This window comes from Paenibacillus senegalimassiliensis, assembly GCF_001486585.1.
GTDB lineage: Bacteria > Bacillota > Bacilli > Paenibacillales > Paenibacillaceae > Fontibacillus > Fontibacillus senegalimassiliensis.
On record NZ_LN909043.1, the window covers coordinates 14,254 to 37,542 of the forward strand.

General features: G+C 45.7%; 20 protein-coding genes. 11 read left to right on the top strand and 9 right to left on the bottom strand.

All coding sequences use genetic code 11. From position 1 onward, the window contains the following. Window positions 1-2: 2 nt before the first annotated feature. The 5 genes from BN3279_RS03875 to BN3279_RS03895 all read left to right on the top strand — a co-directional run bounded on the left by BN3279_RS03875 (window position 3) and on the right by BN3279_RS03895 (window position 5,990). Entirely contained in the window at window positions 3-893 is an 891-nt protein-coding gene (locus BN3279_RS03875) for a carbohydrate ABC transporter permease (RefSeq protein WP_059049331.1), read from the top strand. Next, window positions 890-1,720 carry a carbohydrate ABC transporter permease gene (locus BN3279_RS03880; protein ID WP_059049332.1) on the top strand — a complete coding sequence of 277 codons (831 nt, stop codon included), beginning with the start codon at window positions 890-892 and terminating at the stop codon, window positions 1,718-1,720. Before BN3279_RS03875 ends, BN3279_RS03880 begins: the two co-directional genes overlap by 4 nt. A 33-nt stretch (window positions 1,721-1,753) precedes the next feature. Continuing rightward, complete coding sequence (locus BN3279_RS03885; protein WP_059049333.1) at window positions 1,754-3,313, top strand: glycoside hydrolase family 3 N-terminal domain-containing protein; 1,560 nt, start codon at window positions 1,754-1,756, stop codon at window positions 3,311-3,313. A 70-nt stretch (window positions 3,314-3,383) separates the two neighbouring features. Further along, complete coding sequence (locus BN3279_RS03890) at window positions 3,384-4,553, top strand: ROK family transcriptional regulator (RefSeq protein WP_059049334.1); 1,170 nt, start codon at window positions 3,384-3,386, stop codon at window positions 4,551-4,553. Window positions 4,554-4,628: 75 nt separating this feature from the next. Next, the gene (locus tag BN3279_RS03895) at window positions 4,629-5,990 is read left to right on the top strand and encodes a hypothetical protein (protein ID WP_059049335.1); all 1,362 of its coding nucleotides are present in this window, start codon (window positions 4,629-4,631) and stop codon (window positions 5,988-5,990) included. A gap of 59 nt (window positions 5,991-6,049) precedes the next feature. Here the strand turns inward: BN3279_RS03895 and BN3279_RS03900 are convergent, their stop codons facing one another. From BN3279_RS03900 to BN3279_RS03930, 7 genes are all read right to left on the bottom strand, one after another. Continuing rightward, window positions 6,050-7,414, bottom strand: coding sequence for an alpha-L-fucosidase (locus BN3279_RS03900; RefSeq protein WP_059049336.1), 1,365 nt, complete (start codon window positions 7,412-7,414; stop codon window positions 6,050-6,052). Window positions 7,415-7,439: 25 nt separating this feature from the next. Continuing rightward, window positions 7,440-8,324, bottom strand: coding sequence for a carbohydrate ABC transporter permease (locus BN3279_RS03905; RefSeq protein WP_059049337.1), 885 nt, complete (start codon window positions 8,322-8,324; stop codon window positions 7,440-7,442). Window positions 8,325-8,342: 18 nt separating this feature from the next. Then, window positions 8,343-9,242 (bottom strand): ABC transporter permease, encoded by a 900-nt coding sequence (locus BN3279_RS03910; RefSeq protein WP_059049338.1) that lies wholly within the window; start codon window positions 9,240-9,242, stop codon window positions 8,343-8,345. A 96-nt stretch (window positions 9,243-9,338) separates the two neighbouring features. Further along, complete coding sequence (locus BN3279_RS03915; protein WP_059049339.1) at window positions 9,339-11,027, bottom strand: extracellular solute-binding protein; 1,689 nt, start codon at window positions 11,025-11,027, stop codon at window positions 9,339-9,341. Between the two features lie 127 nt (window positions 11,028-11,154). Continuing rightward, the gene (locus BN3279_RS03920; protein ID WP_059049340.1) at window positions 11,155-12,825 is read right to left on the bottom strand and encodes a response regulator; all 1,671 of its coding nucleotides are present in this window, start codon (window positions 12,823-12,825) and stop codon (window positions 11,155-11,157) included. Further along, window positions 12,818-14,584 (bottom strand): sensor histidine kinase, encoded by a 1,767-nt coding sequence (locus BN3279_RS03925; RefSeq protein WP_059049341.1) that lies wholly within the window; start codon window positions 14,582-14,584, stop codon window positions 12,818-12,820. Before BN3279_RS03925 ends, BN3279_RS03920 begins: the two co-directional genes overlap by 8 nt. A gap of 140 nt (window positions 14,585-14,724) precedes the next feature. Further along, the gene (locus tag BN3279_RS03930; protein ID WP_187377733.1) at window positions 14,725-15,366 is read right to left on the bottom strand and encodes a GntR family transcriptional regulator; all 642 of its coding nucleotides are present in this window, start codon (window positions 15,364-15,366) and stop codon (window positions 14,725-14,727) included. A 294-nt stretch (window positions 15,367-15,660) separates the two neighbouring features. Between BN3279_RS03930 and BN3279_RS03935 the strand changes: the two genes are divergently transcribed. The 5 genes from BN3279_RS03935 to BN3279_RS03955 are packed head-to-tail and all read left to right on the top strand — an operon-like array spanning window position 15,661 to window position 19,773. After that, entirely contained in the window at window positions 15,661-16,584 is a 924-nt protein-coding gene (locus BN3279_RS03935) for a phosphate/phosphite/phosphonate ABC transporter substrate-binding protein (RefSeq protein ID WP_059049343.1), read from the top strand. Between the two features lie 4 nt (window positions 16,585-16,588). Further along, on the top strand, window positions 16,589-17,413 hold the full coding sequence (gene phnC / locus BN3279_RS03940) for a phosphonate ABC transporter ATP-binding protein (RefSeq protein WP_059049344.1): 825 nt from the start codon (window positions 16,589-16,591) through the stop codon (window positions 17,411-17,413). Continuing rightward, on the top strand, window positions 17,406-18,206 hold the full coding sequence (gene phnE, locus BN3279_RS03945) for a phosphonate ABC transporter, permease protein PhnE (protein WP_059049345.1): 801 nt from the start codon (window positions 17,406-17,408) through the stop codon (window positions 18,204-18,206). Before phnC ends, phnE begins: the two co-directional genes overlap by 8 nt. Window positions 18,207-18,225: 19 nt before the next feature. Then, window positions 18,226-19,008, top strand: coding sequence for a PhnE/PtxC family ABC transporter permease (locus tag BN3279_RS03950; RefSeq protein ID WP_059049346.1), 783 nt, complete (start codon window positions 18,226-18,228; stop codon window positions 19,006-19,008). Between the two features lie 18 nt (window positions 19,009-19,026). Beyond that, complete coding sequence (locus BN3279_RS03955; protein ID WP_059049347.1) at window positions 19,027-19,773, top strand: tyrosine-protein phosphatase; 747 nt, start codon at window positions 19,027-19,029, stop codon at window positions 19,771-19,773. 19 nt (window positions 19,774-19,792) lie between these two features. On the opposite strand, the gene BN3279_RS03960 is transcribed toward BN3279_RS03955, so the two are convergent. Next, a complete protein-coding gene (locus BN3279_RS03960) occupies window positions 19,793-20,497 on the bottom strand; it encodes a helix-turn-helix domain-containing protein (RefSeq protein ID WP_232436750.1) in 705 nt (234 codons plus the stop codon). A gap of 226 nt (window positions 20,498-20,723) precedes the next feature. On the opposite strand from BN3279_RS03960, the gene BN3279_RS03965 reads away from it, so the two are divergent. After that, entirely contained in the window at window positions 20,724-21,974 is a 1,251-nt protein-coding gene (locus BN3279_RS03965) for a MalY/PatB family protein (protein ID WP_059049348.1), read from the top strand. Between the two features lie 430 nt (window positions 21,975-22,404). On the opposite strand, the gene BN3279_RS03970 is transcribed toward BN3279_RS03965, so the two are convergent. Further along, on the bottom strand, window positions 22,405-23,289 hold the full coding sequence (locus tag BN3279_RS03970) for a hypothetical protein (protein ID WP_148466807.1): 885 nt from the start codon (window positions 23,287-23,289) through the stop codon (window positions 22,405-22,407).

Sequence of the window (23,289 nt, forward strand, 5' to 3'; positions counted from 1 at the left end):
ACATGAACACAGCAGGCCGTAATAAGCTGCGCCAAAACGCCACAGCTTATCTGTTTCTATCGCCGTGGCTATTATCGTTTCTGGTATTCAGTTTGTTTCCAATTATTTTCTCGTTATATCTTAGCTTTACTGAAACCGGATTGCTTAAGCTGGAGTCCAATTGGGTGGGAATCACGAACTATTTGGATACGCTAAGCGACCCTGTATTTAAGAAAGCCTTCTGGAATACCTTGTACTTCGTGGCTGTGACGGTTCCAATTACTACGGTACTGTCGATGGTGTTGGCTATTGCTGTGAACAGCCGCATCCCCGGCAAAATCTTCTTCCGGGTTTCGTTCTTCATGCCAACCGTGACTTCAGTCATCGTCGTATCCATGATGTTCATGCTGCTGTACGCACCTTCCGGAATCTTGAACTCGATTCTAGGCACTTTTGGCATTCAGAAGGTGCAATGGCTCCTGGACATAAGAACAGCATTTCCTTCTATTATGGCGATGTCGATTTGGACGGCCGTGGGCTTCTACATGCTGATGTACGTGGCTGCCCTGCAATCGATTCCTGCCAGTCTGTATGAAGCGGCCATCATTGATGGGGCGGGGTTATGGAGCCAGTTCATGAATGTGACTTTACCACATTTGCGGCATATGAGCATTTTGGTTATTGTCATGAACACCATCAACTCGCTACAAGTCTTCTCTGAGGTGTATGTCATGACCAAGGGGGGGCCTCTGAACTCAACGACCACGATGGTGTTGTACATGTACAATACGGCATTCTCCAGCTTGCAACTGGGTAAAGGGTCGGCGATTGCCTATATCTTAATGATATTCATTATGCTGATATCGGCCGTTCAGATGTGGCTGATGCGTATTAATAAGGGGGTAGGAGAATGAGTCACCGGCAATCAACCTTGCGTACATCCATCGTCTTCCTGGTGCTCCTGATCCCTCTGATCGTTATGGTATTTCCGTACCTGTATATGATTAGCATGTCGCTAAAAGGCGATGGCATGATCATCAAGAGCTTCACGGATATCTTCCCCAAACAGATCACGTTACAAAATTATGTGGATGTGCTGGGCAGCGGGCCGTTCGGCCGTTATTTCCTGAACAGTACGATTATTGCCGTATCCGTAGTGGTCGGGAACATTATATTTGGCTCTATGGTCGGGTATGCTTTTGCGAAGCTGACCTTTGTGGGGAAGAATGCCCTGTTCATGATTATCCTGTCTACGATGATGATTCCATTTCAGGTCACCCTGATTCCGCTCTTTCTCTTAATGAGGGAACTGGGCTGGATTGATACTTACGCAGCACTTATTATACCTAATCTGATCGCGCCAATGAGCATCTTTCTCATGAGGCAGTACATGTCCGGTTTGCCCAATGAAATTATAGAAGCAGCCAAGATCGATGGTTCAACGGAATTCGGCGTATTCTGGCGTATCATCCTTCCGCTGGCGAAGCCGGCCGTGGGTGTGCTCATTATCGTGCAGTTCCTGGGATCATGGAACAACTTTATTTTCCCTCTGATTCTGACCAACTCTGAGCATATGAGAACATTGCCGTTAGGCTTAGCACTGTATAAAGGCTTCAACTCCATTGATTGGGTGCATATGATGGCAGCATCTTGCATCTCAACCTTGCCGGTCCTGCTGGTATTTATTATTTTCCAGAAATATATCATTGCAGGGATGACCAGTGGAGCCGTGAAAGAATAAATGCATTTAAGATCGTTCGGAGGTTCTATATCTATGAAAGTCAATAATGAAGACATGGCTACAATCAAGCTTAGCTTACGGGAAAAGGTAGGGAAAATGTGCGTGATTGGAGTACCTTCCTTGAAGGCGGGAGAACCGTTTCAGGAACGGCAGCAAGCGTACGGGTTTGGCGGAGCCGGCATCTTTCCGCATAACATTAACACCGAAGCCCAGGTACAGCAGCTCGTCGCAGAATTTCACCAACTTCATGAATCGCGCAGTGAGTCCGGTCCCTATTACATTTCAGTAGATGAAGAGGGAGGGAGCTTATCCAATTTCAAAGCCTTCTACCCTTATATCCCCGGCAATCGGGCCATTGCGTCAAGTGGTGATCCGGAAGCCGCCTATATGCAGGGACAGATTATTGGAAGCCAATTGCATGCGCTTGGCATTCCGATGGACTGGGCCCCTGTACTGGACGTGAATACCAACATCAACAACCCTGTCATTGGGGTCAGATCCTATGGGGAAGACCCGGAGACTGTAGGCAAGTATGGACAAGCCTTTATTCGCGGCATGCATGAAGCCGGGGTTGCAGTAACGGCGAAGCATTTCCCGGGGCATGGACAGGTCAGTGGGGATTCCCACTATGTGTTGCCCGAATGTCCGCTCACGTTGGAGGAGCTTGGCAAGGGACCGCTGCTGCCATTTGTGGATGCAATTCAATCCGGCGTAGATTCAATCATGATGGGCCATCTGGTATTTCCGAATATTCCGGAATCCCAGGGGCTTCCTGCTTCACTGAGTCCATTTTTTGTTCAGGAACTGCTTCGCGGGCAATTAGGCTATGAGGGGGTGATCTGTACCGACGATGTGGAGATGGGGGCGATTAAGGACAATTATTCGCCTGAGGAGATTGGTGTTATGGCGGCGAAAGCCGGTGTGGACCAAATTTTGATGTGCCATACACCTGAATTCCAGGAGCGTGTGGTCGCAGGAATCGTGGAGGCCATTGAGCGAGGAGAGCTTGCGGAGGAGCAAATTGACCAGTCCATCGCCAGAATCAGACATTTACATCAGTCATTTGAACGCTATCAGCTTGCAGCCAAGCCACTTCCTCGTGAGCAATGGGAGTCAGAGTCTTTAAAGCTGGCTAGTCGAACGGTTGTGGTGGAGCGTGATCCACAGGGGATGCTCCCTATGAACAAGAACCAACGTTATCTGCTAATTTTGCCGAAGCAAGAGAAGCTGACAGTAGCCGACAATTCTAGCGATTCCGAGATGATTCTTGCTCGGTTACTAGAAGAAGCTGGCTTTCAGGTGCAATCAAGCACATGCTCGCTGGACCCTCAGACGGAAGAGATCACGGCCCTCACTGAACAATTACAGGATTATGATTGCATCATTCAGGGAACGTTGAATGCGCATCTGTTCGGTGGGCAGACGGCTCTCGCCCAACAATTGCAGGCTACCCATAAGCCATTATTACATCTGGTCTTAAGAAATCCTTATGATGTAGACTGCCTTTCGAAGGCTGCGGGAGTAGTCATGGTCGGCTCTACCTCAGACTATTCAGTGAAGGCGTTAACCGGGATTCTCGTAGGAAAAGCTTGATCGATATAAATGTTAGAATTTGAAAAATATGATAAAATAGACGCATCATTGCAAGAAGAGAAGGGGTATTATGGCTGTGACGATGAAAGGTAACCTTCAGTTAATGAAGGAAATTAATACCGCAACCATACTTAATTTGCTTCACCGCAAGCAGCGGTTGTCCAGAGCGGAGATTTCGAAGATAACGCGTCTCAGCGCAACGACGGTATCCGGTCTTGTGGAGGAACTCATTGCTGATAATATGGTCGAGGAAGCCGGGGAGCAATCCATGGTTGGTGCCGGCCGCAGAGCTATGAGCCTGCAAATTAAGCCCAATGGCGGTTACGTGGTGGGCGTCTCCGTCGGGAATACCTGGCTAGTATGTGCTGTATTTAATTTAATTGGTGAGAAGATATCAGAGTATAAGATTGAAGTCCGTACGGGGAATGAGGCAATCATTGGTCAGATCGATGCTTCTATCCAAGCCTGTATAGCGAAGGTGCCTGGCCTCAAGCTGGAGCTAGTCAAAGGGATTGGGATTGCGGTTCCAGGTATCATCAATGAGTCGGGCGAAGTTATTACGCTTTCTAATTTTCTGAAAATTAAAGATTTAAATGTCAAAAGCGAGCTGTCCAGCAAATATCCAGACATACCATTTCAAGTGACTAACGATTCCAATGCTGCTGCATTTGCGGAAATGCATGGCGGGGCTGGCGAGAACAGAAACCACCTGCTATATTTAACCATCAATGAAGGGATTGGCTCCGGGCTAGTGCTTAACAAGGAAATCTTCTCCGGATATATGGGCGCCGTTGGCGAAATTGCTCACATCCCGATTAACTCCAGTGGTGGGAGCATCGAGACAGTAATTACAACACCCTTTATTATGGAACGCTGCAAGCAGGAAGCCAAGACAATTGGAGTGAAAATTCCTGACTCTATGGAAGATATCTTACGGAGATATGAAGCCGGAGAAGAATGGCTCCAGCCTATATTTAAGCAAATCTTGTATGTGTCGACGCTGCTGGTGGCGACGGCTGTTAATTTTATCAGTCCTGAGGTGGTAGTTATCGAGGGCTGGATGATTGATTCGGAATTGTTCTTCGAGAAGCTGCGTGATAATCTCGTACAATTCCCGTTCCCGCTGCCATTTGCACCAGAGCGCTTGATTGCGTCTTCATACAGAGAAGAGGGCTCTTTGCACGGCTCGGCGACGTTGATGCTTCAGAAGTTATTCAAGGCTCCTTCAGTGTTACAGTGAAGGTGCGGAGTTCTGTATAGGGTTGAATAAATATTTTGTCCATTGAACCAAATAAATAGGAAAGAAGGCGAAGGGATGAAAACGAACGTAGTTGGAAGAGTGCTGAAGGTTTGGGTGGCCTTGTTGTTACTGATTGGCGTGTTGCCTGTCATGAAGAGTTATGCGGCAGAGACTAATCTAGTCACGAACGGAGGTTTCGAGTCGAATTTGGCGTCCTGGTCCAATTGGGACGGCGTAACCACCGTGACTTCCCCTGTGTACGAAGGCAGCCGTGCGGCACGGTTAGGCACGGGTGAAAGCGGCGCAGGCCAGATTATTGACGGAATTACTCCCTCCACCAAATATGAGCTTTCCGGGGCAGGACGGGTAAGTGTCACGGGAGAGACAGTGATCCTTGGCGTTGATTGTCTGGATGTCAACGGGGTTAGATTGGCAGGCGGGAAGTTTGAGTTGTTCTATACGACAACGGCTTACGCACCCAAGACGCTGACCTTCACGACGATTCCGGGTACGGCCAAGCTTCAAGTGTATATTTACAAAAATCCGAATATTGGCGGATATGGCTATATAGACGATATTTCTCTCACTCAAGCTACTCCCGATAATGGCACTGGCGGGGGAACGAAAGCGCTCTGGGTATGGGAATTGTCGGACTTGGCAACTCCCGCAGCACGTTCTGAACTCATTCAATTCTCATTATCTAAAGGAATTAACATGCTTTATGTGAATACGGGGACCAATTTGACGACGAACCCGGACCACTATCGTGCTTTCATAGCGCAGGCACATGCTAACAATATGCAGGTAGAGGCTCTGGATGGTCAGTCAGATTGGGTGCGAGCAGAGAACCATCATATTCCTCTTGGCAGATTGCAGGATGTGATTGATTACAATGCAGCTTCTGCGGTGAATGAACGGTTTGATGGTATTCATCATGATAATGAACCCTATACCCTGCCTGATTGGTCGACAAATAGACAAGGATTAAGTGTCGATTATCTTAATTTGGCAGCGAAGTCCCAGCAACTTCTGACAAGCAGCGGCTCTTCCATGACCTTCTCGGGAGATATTCCGTTCTGGTATGATACGTTCTCGATCACTCATAATGGGGTGACCAAGGAAATGCATAAGCATGTTCAGGACGTTATGGACTATGTAACAATTATGGATTACCGTGATTTCGCTGAAGGGCCGGATGGCATTATCCAGAACGGGCAGAACGAGGTTGACTACGGCAGTACCATTGGCAAGAAGGTGGTTATTGGAGTAGAGACCTATGATGTGCCGGGCGATCCGGAGTTCGTCACCTTCTACCAGGAGGGCGAAGCCTACATGAACCAGGAACTGGAGAAGGTAGACGCCTATTTCACCGGCTCTGATGGATACGGTGGGCTAGCCATTCATTACTACACCACTTATAAGAACATGTTGCCTTAACACGGGCCTTACGCAGAAAGAAGCCAATTCTCGTCATCCACGGGAATTGGCTTCTTCTATTACTGTGACCACAGACGAAATACTAGCGCGATAGGAGCCTGCTCTTCAAGCTGAATATCGGCGGGAAGAGATACCTCAATCCCTTCATCTGTTTGATGAGATTGAAGACTTTCCGAACCGCTAACGAGATCCACCCTTTGGATTTTGCTGGCTAGCGGAATGAGAATTTTACTCTCCAAACGCTCAGCCTCCTGATAGAGAGCGAGCGCATAGACATGCTCTGCCTTGCGGGTGAAGAAGAAGCGTCCGCTGGCGTGGAGGTCATGTATTCGGGTACCATAGATGGCCTCCCCATGTAACCCCAGCCATTGCCCCAGTCCCTTGATTCGATCAATGGCTGGTGCGGGCAATCTTCCGTCAGGTTGAGGGCCCACATTTAACGCGAGGTTGCCCCCTTTAGCCACCGTTTCAATCAGCAGATGAACCAACTCGCGTACGGATTTGTACTGGTCCTCATATTTGAAGGAGAAAGAAGTGCCCATCGTAATGCAGCTTTCCCACGGAATATCCATCGGTTGCTCAGGAACGGTCTGTTCCGGAGTTACAATATTTTCATAGGGTCCTCCTACCGTGCGATCGGCTGTCAGCAACCAGGGCTGGTGCTGGCGCATCCGGTCCACCAATTCGCCGAGCCTGATATCCTGCTTGCGCTCTCCGCCGCGAACCCACCCAGCATCAAGCCACAATAGATCAATTCGTCCGTAACGGGTGAGTAATTCCTCTAGCTGACGATGGGTGAACTGGACAAATTGTTCCCAAAGCCAGGGCTGCTTCTCGGGGTCATAGGAAGGCCCGCGCCACATAAAGTCGCCACGCTCCATTCCAGGTGTCCAATAGTAGGGAGTGTGCCAATCCGCCTTGGAGAAGTAGGCGGAAATAGCCAGTCCTTTGGTGCGAAAAGCATTGAACAGCTCCCGGCAAATATCCGCATATTGATGAAGGTGAAAGGGAGTATCCGGTCCTGTAATCCGGTAATCGGTCGTATGGGTATCCCACATGCAGAAGCCATCATGATGTTTGGTTGTGAACGTCAAATATTTGAAGCCATTCTCGGCGGCTAGCTCCGCCCATACCTCGGGTTGAAAACGGATGGGATTAAACGTGCGGTTCAAATCAAAATACTCCCGTTTGAAGCCGGCCATATCCGTGGTCCAGTCCACATCATCCCGTGACCAGGTACCATCCTCATCACTAAGCGCCCAGGACTCCACCAGTCCGATCTGGGAGTAAGGGCCCCAGTGCATCATCAGCCCCAGCTTCTGATCCTTGAACCATTCCAGCCGCTCTAACAGCAGCGGGTTGTCCGGCTTAACCCAACTGGATTCCGTACTATAATGGTGTACCCCTTCCAGCAGTTCGCTCATATCTCGATCCCTCCAGATTTCACAACTATTCCTTCACACTGCCCATCACGATCCCCTTAACGAAGAAGCGCTGGAGGAACGGATATACACACAGGATTGGCAGAGCGCCGATAAAGATTTGAGCAGCCTTGAAGGTCCGATTGGATACCTCCGCCAGCATGGCGGCCTGATCCGCGGTCACCTTGGTCAGATTCTCCTGTACAATGACGGTCTGCAAGTAACTGGAGAGCGGATATTTCTCCGGCGTGTTCATCAGCAGCAAGCCGTCGAACCATTCATTCCACTGTCCAACGACCGTGAACAGGGTTACTGTAGCCATGGCCGGCAAGGAGAGAGGCGCGTAAATTCTCCACAGACTGGTCATATAACCGCCACCATCGATGAAGCTGGCTTCCTCCAGCTCTTTGGGGAGCCCCCGGAAGAAGTTAAGCAGCAGGATGACATTGAACACGGCAACTGCGCCCGGGATGACGAGTGCCCAGAGGGTGTCAATCAACCCCGTATCACGAATGGTCATATATCTGGGAATCAAACCGCCGGAGAACAGCGTAGTGAATACGAAGAACCAGGCGTATTGTGTACGGAAGGCAAAATCCTTGGCTTCCTTGGACAAGGGATAGGCAATCAGCAGCGTCAGCAACATACTGATGCTCGTACCCAGTACGACGCGCTGTACGGTAATCCACATGGCCTTCAGAAATTGCGGTTTGGTCAGCACATATTCATAAGAGCTGAGTGTAAAGTCGACCGGCCACAGCCCGACCATTCCTGCGGTTGCCGGTCCCTTGGAACTGAACGATAGAGCGAGAATATGGACCATAGGCAGAACACAAAGCAGCCCGAGTGCAATCAGAAAGGTATAGTTGCAGGCCATAAAAATTTTGCGGCTAAGTGATGGTTTGATATGCATGCCCTATTTCCTCCCCGATTAAAATATTCTGTAGTTAGCAAATTTGGATGCCAAAGCATAAGAGGTGGTAATAAACACGAGTGAAACGATAGATTTAAAGAAGCCGACCGCTGTACCTACACCATACTGTGCGTTCTGCATCCCGATTCGATAAATGAAGGTATCCAGGACATCGCCGCTCTGGTAGACCTGCGGACTATACAGGTTAAATACCTGGTCGAAGCCGGCGTTCAATACATTCCCCAAGGAGAGTGTAGCCATCAGGATGACGATGGGCATCATGCCCGGCAGGGTGATGTGAATTGTTTGCTTCCAGCGACTGGCACCATCTACGGTGGCCGCTTCATACAAACTCGGATTAATCGAGGACAAGGCCGCGAGATATACGATGGTGCTGAACCCGAATTCCTTCCAGATATCGCTCATGACCAGGGTATAAGGGAACCATTTATTGCTTCCCAGAAAGAAGATCGGTTCAACGCCAAACCAGCCCAGCACCTGATTCACAATCCCGTTGGTGGGAGATAAAATATCGATTAAGATACCGCCGAGAATAACCCAGGACAGGAAGTGGGGCAAGTAAATGAGCGTCTGCACGCCCCGCTTGATCAGTTCGTTGCGAAGTTCATTCAGCAACAGGGAGATGGTGATGGGAGCGATAAGTCCGGCTCCAATCTTCATAATGGAGATAAAGATGGTATTCCAGATAATCTGTCCGGTCTCCGGTAGCGCAAATACATAATGGAAGTTATCAAGCCCAATCCACTTGGAGCCGAACAATCCCTTGAAGGGTGTGAATTTCTGAAAGGCCATTGCAATTCCGACCATGGGCCAATAGCTGTAGATGAGTACCAGAATAACTCCTGGAAGAATCATCAGATGAAGCGGCCATTGACGACGAAATTTTTTGGCGAGCATAGCGGATCATCCTCCTTGGGGGTTTTTGGGGGAAAAGAAAGAGGAGAGGGATGAATGGACTCCTCTCCTCCTGATCAATCAGTTACTTCGGATGGTTTATTTGGATGCATTCCATTCGTTGACTTCTTCCGTGATGGCATCTCCGCCAAGCTTCTTCCAATTGCTTACGAAATCATCGAAGGAATCGGGACTGGCTTCGCCAAGAATAATTCGAACGAAGGTTTCCTGCTCCAGCTTATCCAGCGTAGCTTTCCGGTCCGCCATCGTTTCGGTCGGTGCACCAACGAAGCTGTTGCTGATCACTTTTTTCTGATCGTTAAGCTCGCGCAACTGTCTCATGGAGCCGTCTGGACCATTGGCTACATACCCGGACCATCCGGCTGGATTAGTGCCGTCAAGGAAAGTCTGGAATTCCTTGAACATGATCTTTGTCTCCGAACTGGAGATGGCGGCATCGCTGTTCGTTTTCAAAGCCTCTTCCAATTCCTGCTGACGAATCAAATCCTTATTCGGATTAACGACCTCAACCAGGGAGTATTTATTCACTCCGATGGACACCTCATCAACGATGACTTGACCGTAAGTATCAAATTCAGCTTCATCGCTGTACAATTTTTGATAATAGAGGTTAGCCAGCTTCACAATGACTTCCGGATGCTCATAATCCTTGGTCAACACATAATAGTGACTAACGGAGAATGGCATTTGTACGGTAGCAGTACCGCCGTCCACAGAAGGGATCGGATATGATTTCCACTTTACACTTTCATCTTCTTTGACCATATCCCAGAACGGCCAGGCCGGATACCAACTTGGCCCTACCACCATACCAATCTTGTGGCTAGTGATGGATTCAAACATTTTAATCGTATCTTTAACCCCGAATTCCGGGTCAATCAGCTTGTTCTTGTACATTTCCTGCAGCTTGGTGAGAGTTTCCTTCACCTCAGGCTGAATGCTGCCATACTCCAGCTTGCCATCCTTCTCAATCCAAATCCCGGGGTAGGCTTCGAAAGAATTGAACAACCCGAGGGAAGTGGTAGCGAGTCCGATATCTTTGGTCAACCCGATGCCGTAGGTATCCGATTTACCGTTGCCGTCAGGGTCCTGGCTTTGGAAGGCCTGAGCAATCGCTACTACATCATCGAACGATTGAGGGTCTGGCAAGTTCAACTTCTCCATCCAGTCCTCTCTTACCCAAAGAAGTGGGGCAGAGCCACCAATCACCGGCTGGGTTGAAGGGATAGCCAGTAATTTCCCATCAAATGTCGCTGAGGGCAGCGCATTATTCTCAATAGACATTAATTCCTTGAGATCATCACTAGCATATTTCTCAAAGGCATCCGTCAAGTCTGCTAATTGCCCGGCATCCGCCAATTGTCTTAATTGCTCTTCATTAACTTCCATAAAATCGGGCAAGTCGTTGGAGGCGATCGCAATGTTGACCTTGGATTCATATTGCTCCTGGCCTGTAACAATCCATTTATAATTCACGTTAATACCTAAGCTTTTGTAGAAATCCATCCAGACATTGTTATTAATGTCATGTCCATTCGGGAACTTGGTTGATTCACTGACATAGCGAATGGCACTTAGTTCAATCGGAGAATCGTATTTGCCAAAGGGATCGGCATTCTCATTGTTGACAACGCTTTCATTATTACTTCCACTGTCTGCAGCCCCTTGATTAGATGCAGCATTGTTGCCCGTGCCGCAGGCGCTTAATACTAGCGAGAAAGCCATGATCATAACCAGCGTACTTAAACCCAGCTTGCTTTTCTTCATGTGTACCCTCCTCAAGAATCTGCTAGATATTGCTTTTTTCTTCAAGCGTTGTATTCTCTTCTCTTTAAATTATAGAGAGCAGCCCAAGCACGATCTACTTCAAGCTTTTTACATTCCTATCTTCCGTTTACGTATTTTTTAACTCTCGATACTCCTGAGGAGTCAAATGGGTAGCTTTTTTGAAGAAACGATAAAAATAAGGCGGTGAAATGAAACCGACAGAAGCGGCGACTTCATGAATTTTAATGTTGGTGCTGCTGAGCAATTCCTTCGCTTTGGCTAATCTGGCTGCTGTAATCGATTCGGATAGGCCTTCTCCTGTAATTTGCTTGTACAAGCGAGACAAATAGGAGGGGTTGTGTCCGACCATCTCTCCGATCTGGGTTAATGACAAATCGCCTGCCAGATTTTGCTCAATGTAATGATTGACCTTAATGATGACCTCGTGTTGCTGCTCGTATTTATTCTGTTCCTTGTGGGAGAAGATCAGGTCTGATAACTGCCGCAGAAAAGCGCAAGCAGCTTCCCAGGATTCATGTGCCTTGAACTGGGTCAGTTCGTCAAAATTAATCTGCTTCGTTCCACACACTTCCTGGAATTCGACGATATGGGGAATGAAGACGGCAACCAATTCGTAGTATATTTCCATGCGCAGCAAGAACTCATAGCTTCCCGATGAGGCATCCGATACACTCGTCACCTCAGTAAGCAGTGTATAAAATTCTTCCTTCTCTCCGTTATCCAAGCAGCCGCGAAGCAGTTCGATTCTCTTCAAATGAATTCGCGAACGCGCCTTCATGCCGGACTCTACAGCAGGCTGTACTTCGAGAGCCGCCTCGACGAGCAGGGATTCATGGCCAATGCCCAAGCCGCTGCTCAGCAGCTCGCGAAGGGTCTCCAGCTTGGAGGGGAGCTGCTTCCATGACACCCATTCATTAGAAGCGGCAAATGAGGTTTTGAGCTTCAGCAAAGTTCGGCATTCCGTTTGAATTTGTTCCAGCGTCCCGTGAACAAAGCGAGTTACCCGTTTTACGGCTTCCTCATGGCTTTCGCCTGCCTCCAGTTCACCTTCACGGTATTGGAGCAGCCACACCATCTTTGCTCGGTCATATTCCACCGCGATATAAGACACCATAGGACTGAGCAATTCGCTCATAATATTCTCGATGGCATACAGGTATAGAGAACGCATCCCCAAGGAGTCCTGGTCATTCCAGGTATCCACCCGGCACAGCAGCATCAGGGAAGGAAGCTGGGCATGAAGCGGCATATCCAGTTCCTCAAACCGCTCATGGATGTTCTGGGCCTGCAAATATTCAGGTCCACTTTGCAGCCAATCAAGGACAAATCTTTTTTGGAGGAAGGGGAGGGCCTTGCGCATATTCTCTTTGGCTTGGCTGACCAGGCTGCCCGCCTCCATATCCTGATCAAGCAGGCGAATTCCCTTCTCTAGCGCCCTTAGCACGGCATCGTTGCCTTCTGCCTTGAGAATATAATCAATACTGCCCCCTCGGGTAGCCTCTTGAATGTAGGAGAACTGATCGTGTCCGGTCAGGAAAATAATTTTGCAATTGGGCCAATAACGACGGATCTCCTTCTGGAGGGCCAGGCCGCTGAGTCCAGGCATCTTGATATCCGACAAGACGATATCGATCTTTGTGCGCTTGAGCCAGTTCAAGGCCTCGCTGGCGGAGTAGGATTTATAGACCTCCACATCAAGCGTTGCTGCCCCTTCGCACAGGTCCGCTAATCCATCTACAATATAAGGTTCGTCATCAACAATCAGCAATCTATACATCGTGCCTCGTCCCCTTTTCTGGTGGAAGTCTCATCTCGATTTTCAATCCACCCAGGCGGCTGCGTGATAATTGCAATCCTCCGGCTGGACCGAATTTCAGTTGTAAGCGGCGGTGCACATTAAGTAGCCCGGTAACCTCGCTGTTCACCTCAGGACAAGCTAGTAAGTCTCGCAACTGAGTCAGTTTGCTCTCCGTCAGTGCTTCTCCGTTATCTTCTATACAGATGGTCAGGCCATCAGAATTATCAGACATACTAATTTCGATGCGGCCATTCGCTTCCTTGTCCTCAAGGCCATGCTCATAAGCATTCTCAATCAAGGGCTGCAGGACAAGCAAGGGCACGCCGTAGCTGGTATATGCCTCGGGAATTGGCTCCCAGTGAGCCGTAATTCGGTGGCGGAAGCGGATCGTCTGAATATCGACATAAGCTTTGGCATGAGCTACTTCAGCCTCCAAGGCCACATCATCCGAGGCATTTCGTGTTATGAACTTGAAGTATTCCCCTAAGATTCGGGTAAAGCGGACGATATTTTCGAAGTCATGCATTTCGCCCATCTGATGCAACGTAAAGAAGCTGTTGTAGAGAAAATGTGGATTGATCTGCGACTGGAGTTGCTTCAACTCGAAGCGTTGGGAGCGAATCTTCTGCTCGTAGACCTCATCAATCAGTACCTCAAGTCGTTCGACCATCAAATTGAATTGCTCATAAAGATAGCGGAATTCATCATTATGTACATGCGTGAGCTTCACCTGCAAATTACCGATATCAATCTTGCGGAAGGCGCGTACCATACGGTGAAGTGGACGATGAATTCGATTATAAATCCAATAAGAGAATACGATCACGACGATGATTGAGAAGGTGGATAACCCGAATAGGATCATGCGGTATTGACTGAGTGGACCAATGAATTCCGATTGCGGCACAAACATGACCAAATCGGCATTTAAATAATCCGAATGCATGACGCTTGTCCAATAAGCAGCATTGCCAACTGATATATTCTCATCATACGACTGCTTCAGTAAGCGGGCCTCCGCCAAGCCTTCTTGGTCAACCTTGCTCAGAATTTGAGCTCCGAGTTCTTCACCTCCGGCGTTGAAGATCGACCAGCCTTGATCCGAACTGATGATGGCCGCCCCTCCACTACCTGTAGCCAGTGTTAACAGAGCTTGCTGCAAATCCGAAATGGAGAGTTCGGTGACAATGACGAAGCCCGGGTCCTTACCTGAACGTGGATAGTCCGGGTTGGCCAGACCGAGGAGCAGCTTGTGATTCCAGCTAAATATCACATTATTCGGCGCATCGATCAACGCAGCTACTTGATTTTCCGGGAGTGGGTCTACATAAGAGGACTCCTGAATGGTCTTACTGATTAATGGAATATATACTTTGGCAGATTCAATGTATTGATTGGAGCCTTGAAGCAGACGCATCTTATCGTGCAATCGGTTAACAGACTGGAAATATTCCGAGCGGGGCATAGCGGGTGCAATGGTACTTAGCTTTTGCAGATCAGAGTCCTGGGATAGATTGTTCATCAGCATTTTGGTACTGCTTAATTCCTGCTCTAGTGAGCGCATATAGAAGGTCATCCGGGCATGAATGGATTGGGTGTTCTTCTCCCGGACATGATTGGCCCCGGATTCATTCAGAATCATCGCTACAATGTATACGGGGATAATGGCTAACAAGAAGCCCGTAACGAGCTTCGGGTAGATTGAGTTGTTCCATAGACGGCTCACGGGTGCGATCATCCTCCAAAGAAGTTCTTGTAGCCGTTTCTCCTGAAAGGGGCTGGCAGGTCACAGGCAACGGGTTCTTTGTGTTGCGATCATCGTTGATAGGTTGTGGCCAACGAAGAGCAGCATGAAAACACTTCTGGTGTAATTCAATACTAGTAACTTTTGTATATTCTTGAATTCAAAATTGATTCGCGGCTATCCAAGTATTTTTGCCTGCACATTTGCTTGGCCTTGGAGTAATTTGCGGAACAGATTGCTTCATAAATCGATGTATTTAATAGATTGCCAGAATAGTGAATCTGATTAGGGGTTAGCTTCCAATTGACGATACCGAACTGAATCATTTTATCTATTATGGAGTCCATTAATTTGAGTATCACTTGGTTGTTTGCAGCATAGACTAAGCTGCGATTGAATGCCATTGCATGATTGATATAAGCAATATAATCATTTTCTTGCTCTGCCTTTATTTGCGCATTTAAGTGTATTTCAAGTTCCTCGTTATTTAGCGAGGAGTCTCTCTCGATTACGGTATTTATAGCAAATTCCTGCATACACAAAAAGGCCTCTAAAACATCAAAAATCTCCTTTAAAGACAACTCCTTGACAAATATCCCTCTATTTTTGAACGAAGTCACAAATCCCTCTACTTCTAAATGGGCAATAGCACTTCTAATGGGCGTTCTGCTCATACTTAGTGTCTCAGCCAATTCATTTTCCGACAGTAAATCCCCGGGCATATAGTGGGCAGTTATTATTTTTTCTCTGATTTTGCTGTAAGCAACGTCAGCCAAGGATGGAGATGGCATTTTTCATTTCCTTTCCAATAGATTAGCAAAATAATCTTATCTTATATTCTAAGCTCATGCAATCCATTCATAAAGCAATACGCGGACAAGTTACGACGTTGCATTTTTACATGAATATGAATATTTCACTATTCAAAATTTACAATTTCTCGCTATCATTTATAAAATACGAGTTGTATACAACTACTATAAAGGAGGATTAGCTACAGGGTAAAGGACGAAAGGCATTGATGGTGATCAACATATGGGAGTCCACAATTAAGAGGAGGAAATGTTTTTATGTTACTCAAAAAAATATTACTTATGGGTTTGACTGTAGGTTTGGCAACAACGCTTTTAGCGGCTTGCGGAAATGAAAAGGGCACTTCTTCAAAGGGGACTGGCTCAGAAATGCCGGACAAAATTACGATTGTACAAATGCCTGATGAAAACAATCCAGATGCAGGCACCAAAAATGATGCTTTTCGTGAGGCTATGGAAACAACGCTTGGCATAGAGGTAGAGGAGCTAGAGGGCGCTGAATATTCAGTAGGACTTGAAGCTCTGAAGGCTGGCAAACTTGATATTTTGCTCGTCTCTCCTATGAGTTATTATCAGGCTAAAAAAATGGCGGACGTAGATCCGTTGGTTACTACAAAAACAATGGGTGCTGATCCTTATAAAACGGTATTTGTAACGCAAAAATCAAGAACAGATATTAATTCCCTTGAGGATTTAAAAGAAAAAACATTTGCCTTTGTTGATCCGGCATCCTCGTCTGGTTATATGTATCCCAAAGCTAAATTGCTAGATGCTTTAAAGCTTGATACAGAGCAATTGGAGAATCCAGGTTATTTTTTCAAAACAACTGTGTTTTCAGGGAAACATGACACAAGCCTGATGGGTGTTGCTAAAGGTGATTACGATGCCGCAGCAGTAGCATTTCAGACGATTAACATGATGGACAAAGCGGGTTTGATTAACAAGGATGAGATCAAAATTATTGACGAAACGGCAGAAATTCCAAATGCTTTATATGTCATTAGGCAAGATCTGCCACAAGAGCTGAAGGACAAAATCAAGGATTTTTATCTTCAATATGCGGATGAAGTCTATTTTCAAACCTTTTATCAAGATTCCGCTACTCGCTTTATAGAAGCAAAGGATGCCGATTATGCTGAAGTGGAAAAGATGGTTAAAATTTTGAAAATAGAGGAGGAATAGAGTTTTGAGTAGTCCGCTATTATCAATTAGAAATTTAAAGAAAACTTATGATAAGCACAAAACATATGCTCTAAATGGCATCGATATCGAGTTTGACGCAGGTGAATTTGTCGTAGTCATTGGTCCATCAGGCGCGGGTAAATCGACGTTTATTCGCTGTATCAATCGGATGATTGACTCATCTGCAGGCGAGATTGTATTTGATGGAGTGCATATGGAGCAAATTAAAGGACGTTCATTAAAGATGCAGCGTGCTAACATCGGTATGATTTTTCAGCACTACAATTTGATTGATAGAGTGAATGTAATTAAAAATGTATTGTATGGACGCTTAGGTAAAATGTCTCTTTTTCGCAGTACTTTGGGGTTATATAGTGCGGAAGACAAGCGTGAAGCATATGATTTGCTCAAAAAGGTTGGTCTTGAAGAGCATATTTATAAAAGAGCGTCTGCCCTTTCGGGAGGGCAGATGCAACGGGTAGGAATTTGCAGAGCGATTGTGCAGCAACCCAAATTGCTGCTGGCTGATGAGCCGATAGCCTCTTTAGATCCGCAATCTGCAAATGTTGTAATGGATCAGATTAAAGAAATTACGACTGAAAGAAATCTGACGTGCATCGTTAACCTACACCAGGTTGATTTTGCCAAAAAATATGCAAGTCGAATTGTAGGGATAAAAGATGGCTTAGTAGTGTTTGACGGCAAGCCAACTGAACTAACCGAAGATATGATTGCCCATATTTATAAAGGAAAAGAAGAACAAATGACGTTAGCCTCCCAGCAGCACCAAGTTGAACTTAGCGATAAGGAAGTATCTTCATATGCGTAATGAAATTGAAAATGCTGATTTAGCCTTATCAACAGTAAATCGTTGGAAAACAAGTTTGATTGTTTTGCTTGTTGCAGCTATCATTATCGGCGCATTTATTTTGCTGGAAATTAATCCGTGGTCAGCATTTATTGCTGTGCCTGAATTTATCGCATTTTTTGTTAACAATTTTCTACCGCCCAATTTTGATAATATCAATAAATATGTGCCGTTAATTGTCGATACTATTTTATTTGCTGTTGTAGGAACCTATATCTCTGCTGTGCTAGGCTTATTGTTTGGCATTTTACTCTCAGAACAAACAAATAGGTTTGCTTGGCTGAGGTTCACTGTTCGGTTTGTTCTATCGTTCCTTCGCAATGTGCCTGTATTGGCATGGGCAGCACTTCTTGTGTATATATTCGGCATTGGCAATATGGTGGGGCTGATTGCGCTGATTCTGGCAACATTAGGTTTTCTGGCACGTTCTTATTCAGAATCTATTAATGAAATTGCAGGCTCTAAGCTTGAAGCCTTGAAGGCTTGTGGAGCATCATATTGGCAAATTATTATTCATGGTCTGATCCCTCAATTTATACCCGCCTGGATTAACTGGACTTTATTTTCCTTTGAAATCAATATGAGAGCATCTGCTATTTTGGGAATGGTGGGAGCAGGAGGTATCGGGATTATGATCCAGACCAATATGAGATTGTTCAAATATCATGAAGCGCTCTCGTTAATTATTATTCTTGCTGCCATGGTTCTTATTACCGAATACTGCACAAATAAGCTGCGTAAGCTGATTCACTAAGGGAGAGAGGAGGCAGAGGATGAACACGACGGTTAAATTGTCTAGAACGAAGGACAAAATCAGAACAGTTAGCATTACTGTCGCTTTAATCGCTCTTTTTTATGTTAGCTTTACGTCCTTGGATCTGGATATTGGTAAATTTATTACACGCATTGGTGATGCGGGAACAGTACTAAGTAAATTAATGACGATTGATTTGAGCAATATTGGTCCTATTTTATTAGCAATGTTGGCATCAGCGGCAATCGCAATTTGTGGACTGTTTATTGGTTTAATTATTGCCATTATTTTATCATTTTTATCAGCTAGCAATATCACCCCGAATGGAATTTTAGCAGCGTTTATTAAAGGAAGTGTTGCCGTTATTCGAGCTGTGCCTGCCTTAGTATGGATTTTGATGGTAGTGGCAAGTCTTGGCTTCGGCAGTACAGCCGGAATGATTGGGTTAATTATATCAACAGTAGGCTACCTGACCAAAGCATTCACAGCTAGTATTGAGGAACAGGGTTCTAATATTATTGAGGCACTCAAAACGACGGGGGCAGGCTGGATTTCCATTGTAATTAAAGGCTTGCTTCCCAGCGTAATTAGACCATTTATGTCATGGACAGCTATTAAGCTGGAAATTGGTATTGCAGAATCTATCAATCTAGGGATGGTAGGCGTAGCAGGTATCGGAAGTATGTTAATGAAGTCGCTAGGCAGATATGATTATGCCGCTATTTCTACGACTATTATTGTTATATTTATTAGCATGCTGATCGTAGAGATTGTTGTGAATCGATTGAAAAAATTGATCTAAAGGAGTCTATAGGTAACTATGAAGAATATGGTTCATCTACCTTTAAAAAATGCTTTTAACGTAAGAGAATTGGGCGGATATCCGACAAAAGATGGGCAGGTAACTATGTATTGTAGCTTCCTACGCGGGGATGATTTATCAGCATTAGATCAGCAAGACATCGATTTTTTATTAAATTATGGTCTAACCTCAGTTGTAGATTTACGAAGTGCTGCAGAGCTTGATAGTCATCCTGATGCCTTAGCGGCCGTTAGCCCAATTAACTATATTAATATCCCCTTGGTTGGATCTGATGCAGTAAACCCTGATCTTACGAAAGCGAGAACAATACTTCCAGAACAATTTATTATGGACTTTTATCTGGAAATTCTTAAAAGTGCAACGGACGCTATTAAACAGGTTTTTGAATTTATGGCGGCACAGGAAGGATGCGTGTTGTTTCATTGTGCAGCAGGCAAGGATAGAACCGGTATTATCGCGATGTTATTGCTTGGCTTAGCGGGTGTTAGCAAACCGGATATTATTGCTAACTATATCGTTACAGAGGTATATATTAAAGAAAATCCAATACTGCAACAATATCAAGAAGATTTACCATTGGAGCTAATGCAATCCAAGCCAAAGTATATTGAGACAATGCTTGATTATATATTGTCTACGTTTGGAAGTTTTGAAGGTTATCTCATGCATATTAACTTAACGCAAGAGACGCTGTTGCTTGTTAAAAATAAACTTGTTACAGAATCATTTCAATTGCAGTCCTAACAGCGGTGTATGGGACGGATCAAGTCACAGACAGCATGTTATAGAGCTTCATTTTGCGGATATCGTCCTTAGAGATCTTCAATTCGTTAATCATTTCCTTTGTTTCCTCCAAGGGAGTCTTCGAGAATAACATCTTCAGCGCGATGGGCATGAAGGGACGGAAGGATACACCGGACATCAGCCCCCACTTCTGCTCCGATTCCAGAAAGGAAGCCAGAATATGAATAGTGAGCTTCTCCAGGGGCGTTGCTTGATTCGTCAGGATCAGCGTGGTTAGCGTGTCGTAGTGCACGGTGTAGCCGGAATATGAATTCTCGCATTGCAGATAATGCTCGAAATCCTTGACGTTCATGTATAGCAGCGTTTTGTAGCCGCCGCCTTCTGTCTCGGCCATCATATCCACTACGCATCTGACCAGCTTATTGATTCGGCCATCATAGAAGTAGGAATAGAATCGCGTTGAGTTCCGGAAGAAGCTGGCCGGAAGGCTGGGGGTAAGCGGCGCGGGAGTACGAGGCTCCATATACAGCAGTTGCTCTACCTGTACATTCAACGCCTTGGCTATGGCGTATAAGGTCTCTACATCCAAGGTAATGCTGCCGCGTTCATATTTGGATACGGTGGCCTTGCTCTTGAATATGAGAGTGGCCAAATCCTCCACGGAAAGTCCCTTATACTTGCGAATACTCCGGATCTTCTTGCCAATCTCCTCATTAATCTGCACGATCGGTTTCCACTCCTTTAGAGCTGTTTCGTTAGAATACACTAAACTGCAAAAAAACACATACATTGATTTTTTTCATGATTATAGCATGTTTTTCATTGTTAAGTGTATTTAAAAGAAACAAATGTAAGGTTTTGTTTCTTATGGCGATATTATTGTCTCGTGAGGCGATCCTGAGAATATGGAATAATGACTCTAAGAGATTTGGAAGAAGGAGTCGAGCAGCATGAAATACAACTTTGACGAGATTATTGATCGGACAGGCACGAATGCGATGAATACGGACGGCTTCCGTGAATTTATCTTTGGCAATCACGACCCGCAGTCCTTGAGCTTTCCATATCCCGATGAAGAACTGACACGCATGTGGATTGCCGATATGGAATTTGCCACGCCGCCGGAGATTATTGAGGCGATTACCCATCGTCTGGACAGAAGAATTCTCGGCTACAGTCAGGTGTTCGATCCTGCTTATTATCAAGCTGTGGTGTCTTGGACCCGGAGATATTATGATTGGAGCTTCCCCGAGGAACAGCTCTGTACTTCTCCAGGCATCATCCCGGCCTTGTATGAATTGTGCGAGTATATCTGCAAGCCCGATGAGAAGGTGCTATTCCTGACACCATCGTATGCTTACTTTCAGAAGGCAGCGGACCATCATGGTCTGGAGTGGATATCGTCGGAGATGATTTATGATAATGGGCAATACACCATCGATTTCGCAGACTTGGAGCGGAAGGCCAGCGATGAGAAAGTAACCCTGTGCATCTTCTGCAATCCTCATAATCCCACCGGACGTCTGTGGACCCAGGAGGAATTGCAAAGAGTCGGAGACATCTGCCTGCGCAACAATCTATGGGTAATCTCCGATGAAATTCATTGTGATCTTCTACGGCAGGGTCTTACCCATACGCCTCTGGCCAAGGTACATCCGGCCTCGGACAAGATCATCACTTGCATGGCCCCAAGCAAGACATTTAACATGGCGGGCCTGATGTTCTCCAACGTGATTATCCCCAATAAGGAGCTGCGGGAGGTCTGGTGCAAACGTCATTATGCCTTCAAAAACCCGTTAAGCATTGCGGCCACGCAAGCGGCTTATGAGCATGGTCATGATTGGCTATCTGAGCTTAAGAGCTACCTCGACGACAACTTCAAGTTTACACAGGCTTTTCTGGCAGAGCATCTTCCGTTAGCCGTGTTCCAGATTCCCGAGGCAACCTATCTGGCCTGGGTGAATATTAGTCATTATGTGGAGCGTGGAGAGGACTTACCCCTATTCTTTGCCTTGAAGGCAGGCGTACTGCTGGAGGATGGTTCAATGTTTGTGGCTAATGGAGAGGGCTGTATCCGGCTTAACCTGGCCTGTCCAAGGGTAACTTTGCAGAATGGATTGGAGAGAATCGCGGGTCTGTTGAACCAGGAAGCTCAAGCCCGGCAGGAAGTATCACTGGTGGGTCACATATCGGCGATCTGAGGTTCCAATATAAGAGGTAGTTCAAAAAGTCGTCTTCCCAGGACGAAGCTGTTCAAGAAGCGAATTCGACATCGAATCTTGAATTCACCCGGGCCAAGCGTAGGCTTACGTAGCATGTTTCCTTCAGAAACATTGTAGTTGCTCACGTACCCGTATGCTTCCGAAGTCGTTTTCTCCGAAAAAGTGTAGCTCCGCTACTCAGTCCCTGGCTTCATCCAACCTAAAGCGTTTTGAAAAAACGCACATCGGAAGCATAATCTTCGGTCCTGAAAATTCGATTTTTTGAACACGTACTATAAATGAAAAAGCACCGATCCCTAAGCAGAGGGATCGGTGCTTTGTTGATAAAATAGTCACGAATTAATGTTCTACCCCATGACTGTATGTAGAAATGATAGATGGATTAGTTACCACAGGTCCGAGGATTACACTAAGCAGGCAAAAAACTACCATCACGGAAAGATATGTTTTTTTCATGACTCAATTCCTCCTTAAGAAGTTGATGGATCATTGAAGAATATCGCAACTGCTGATCTTCACTAGTCTTGTTGCGAATGGATTCAAAAATGATAGTAAACTTTCTAAATGCTCTGGTGTCACTAAGCAAATTAGAGAATTCCAATCCTTGTAAGATGGTATCTATTGCAATATGATAATGTTTTCTTGCGAGATAATAGATGGATAATTTATTAAGCACTTTCATGATGTATAATGCTCTTTTATGTTTATAGTAATCCATGGCTCTATTCATTTCGATCTTAAACGACGCTAATAAATCGTCAATTTCAAAATCATTCTTCAGCGAAGAATCAATAATGTTAAGTAATCCTGGCATTAGCTCATCCAATCGTGATTCTCTTAGAAACTGAACATAGGGATCAAGGTACTCCAAATTCCCTTCAAGAACATTGACCGCAAGCAAATTAGCTTTGGCGAACATGTTGAAGAAGGAGACCTCTTTGCTTGCCTCTTTACTTCCATCCTCCAGCCAAGAAAGATCGCTATAATTATCTATAAGTTCTTTAGCTTCGCTATACTGTCCCTTATTTTGTAAGGCGATTCCCTTCATTAATTGGCTGTAGCCAACGTAATATACGATATGCCTTTCACAACTGGAACGTTTGATTTTTACATTTTCTTCAGATTCTTGTGTAGTCTGATAGAGCTTGTCCGAGATTTCAATCATTTTGTCCCAGTCTTCCAAGGTATAGGTAGCCTTTAACAAGTCTACCAAGGAATCGACTTTGAGGTCGTTAAGATATAACGAATCCAAAGAAATACCTCCCATCCACATTTTTCCTTTTTTAATTATCAT

What these genes read in the sequence shown, in the direction of transcription:
- BN3279_RS03925 (WP_059049341.1), bottom strand. Translation starts at nt 14,584, where the DNA reads ATGATCGCACCCGTGAGCCGTCTATGGAACAACTCAATCTACCCGAAG.
- phnE (WP_059049345.1), top strand. Translation starts at nt 17,406, where the DNA reads ATGCGTAATGAAATTGAAAATGCTGATTTAGCCTTATCAACAGTAAAT.
- BN3279_RS03880 (WP_059049332.1), top strand. Translation starts at nt 890, where the DNA reads ATGAGTCACCGGCAATCAACCTTGCGTACATCCATCGTCTTCCTGGTG.
- BN3279_RS03905 (WP_059049337.1), bottom strand. Translation starts at nt 8,324, where the DNA reads ATGCATATCAAACCATCACTTAGCCGCAAAATTTTTATGGCCTGCAAC.
- BN3279_RS03895 (WP_059049335.1), top strand. Translation starts at nt 4,629, where the DNA reads ATGAAAACGAACGTAGTTGGAAGAGTGCTGAAGGTTTGGGTGGCCTTG.
- BN3279_RS03935 (WP_059049343.1), top strand. Translation starts at nt 15,661, where the DNA reads ATGTTACTCAAAAAAATATTACTTATGGGTTTGACTGTAGGTTTGGCA.
- BN3279_RS03920 (WP_059049340.1), bottom strand. Translation starts at nt 12,825, where the DNA reads ATGTATAGATTGCTGATTGTTGATGACGAACCTTATATTGTAGATGGA.
- BN3279_RS03915 (WP_059049339.1), bottom strand. Translation starts at nt 11,027, where the DNA reads ATGAAGAAAAGCAAGCTGGGTTTAAGTACGCTGGTTATGATCATGGCT.
- BN3279_RS03950 (WP_059049346.1), top strand. Translation starts at nt 18,226, where the DNA reads ATGAACACGACGGTTAAATTGTCTAGAACGAAGGACAAAATCAGAACA.
- BN3279_RS03885 (WP_059049333.1), top strand. Translation starts at nt 1,754, where the DNA reads ATGAAAGTCAATAATGAAGACATGGCTACAATCAAGCTTAGCTTACGG.
- BN3279_RS03955 (WP_059049347.1), top strand. Translation starts at nt 19,027, where the DNA reads ATGAAGAATATGGTTCATCTACCTTTAAAAAATGCTTTTAACGTAAGA.
- BN3279_RS03965 (WP_059049348.1), top strand. Translation starts at nt 20,724, where the DNA reads ATGAAATACAACTTTGACGAGATTATTGATCGGACAGGCACGAATGCG.
- BN3279_RS03890 (WP_059049334.1), top strand. Translation starts at nt 3,384, where the DNA reads ATGGCTGTGACGATGAAAGGTAACCTTCAGTTAATGAAGGAAATTAAT.
- BN3279_RS03900 (WP_059049336.1), bottom strand. Translation starts at nt 7,414, where the DNA reads ATGAGCGAACTGCTGGAAGGGGTACACCATTATAGTACGGAATCCAGT.
- BN3279_RS03910 (WP_059049338.1), bottom strand. Translation starts at nt 9,242, where the DNA reads ATGCTCGCCAAAAAATTTCGTCGTCAATGGCCGCTTCATCTGATGATT.
- BN3279_RS03875 (WP_059049331.1), top strand. Translation starts at nt 3, where the DNA reads ATGAACACAGCAGGCCGTAATAAGCTGCGCCAAAACGCCACAGCTTAT.
- BN3279_RS03970 (WP_148466807.1), bottom strand. Translation starts at nt 23,289, where the DNA reads ATGATAATTAAAAAAGGAAAAATGTGGATGGGAGGTATTTCTTTGGAT.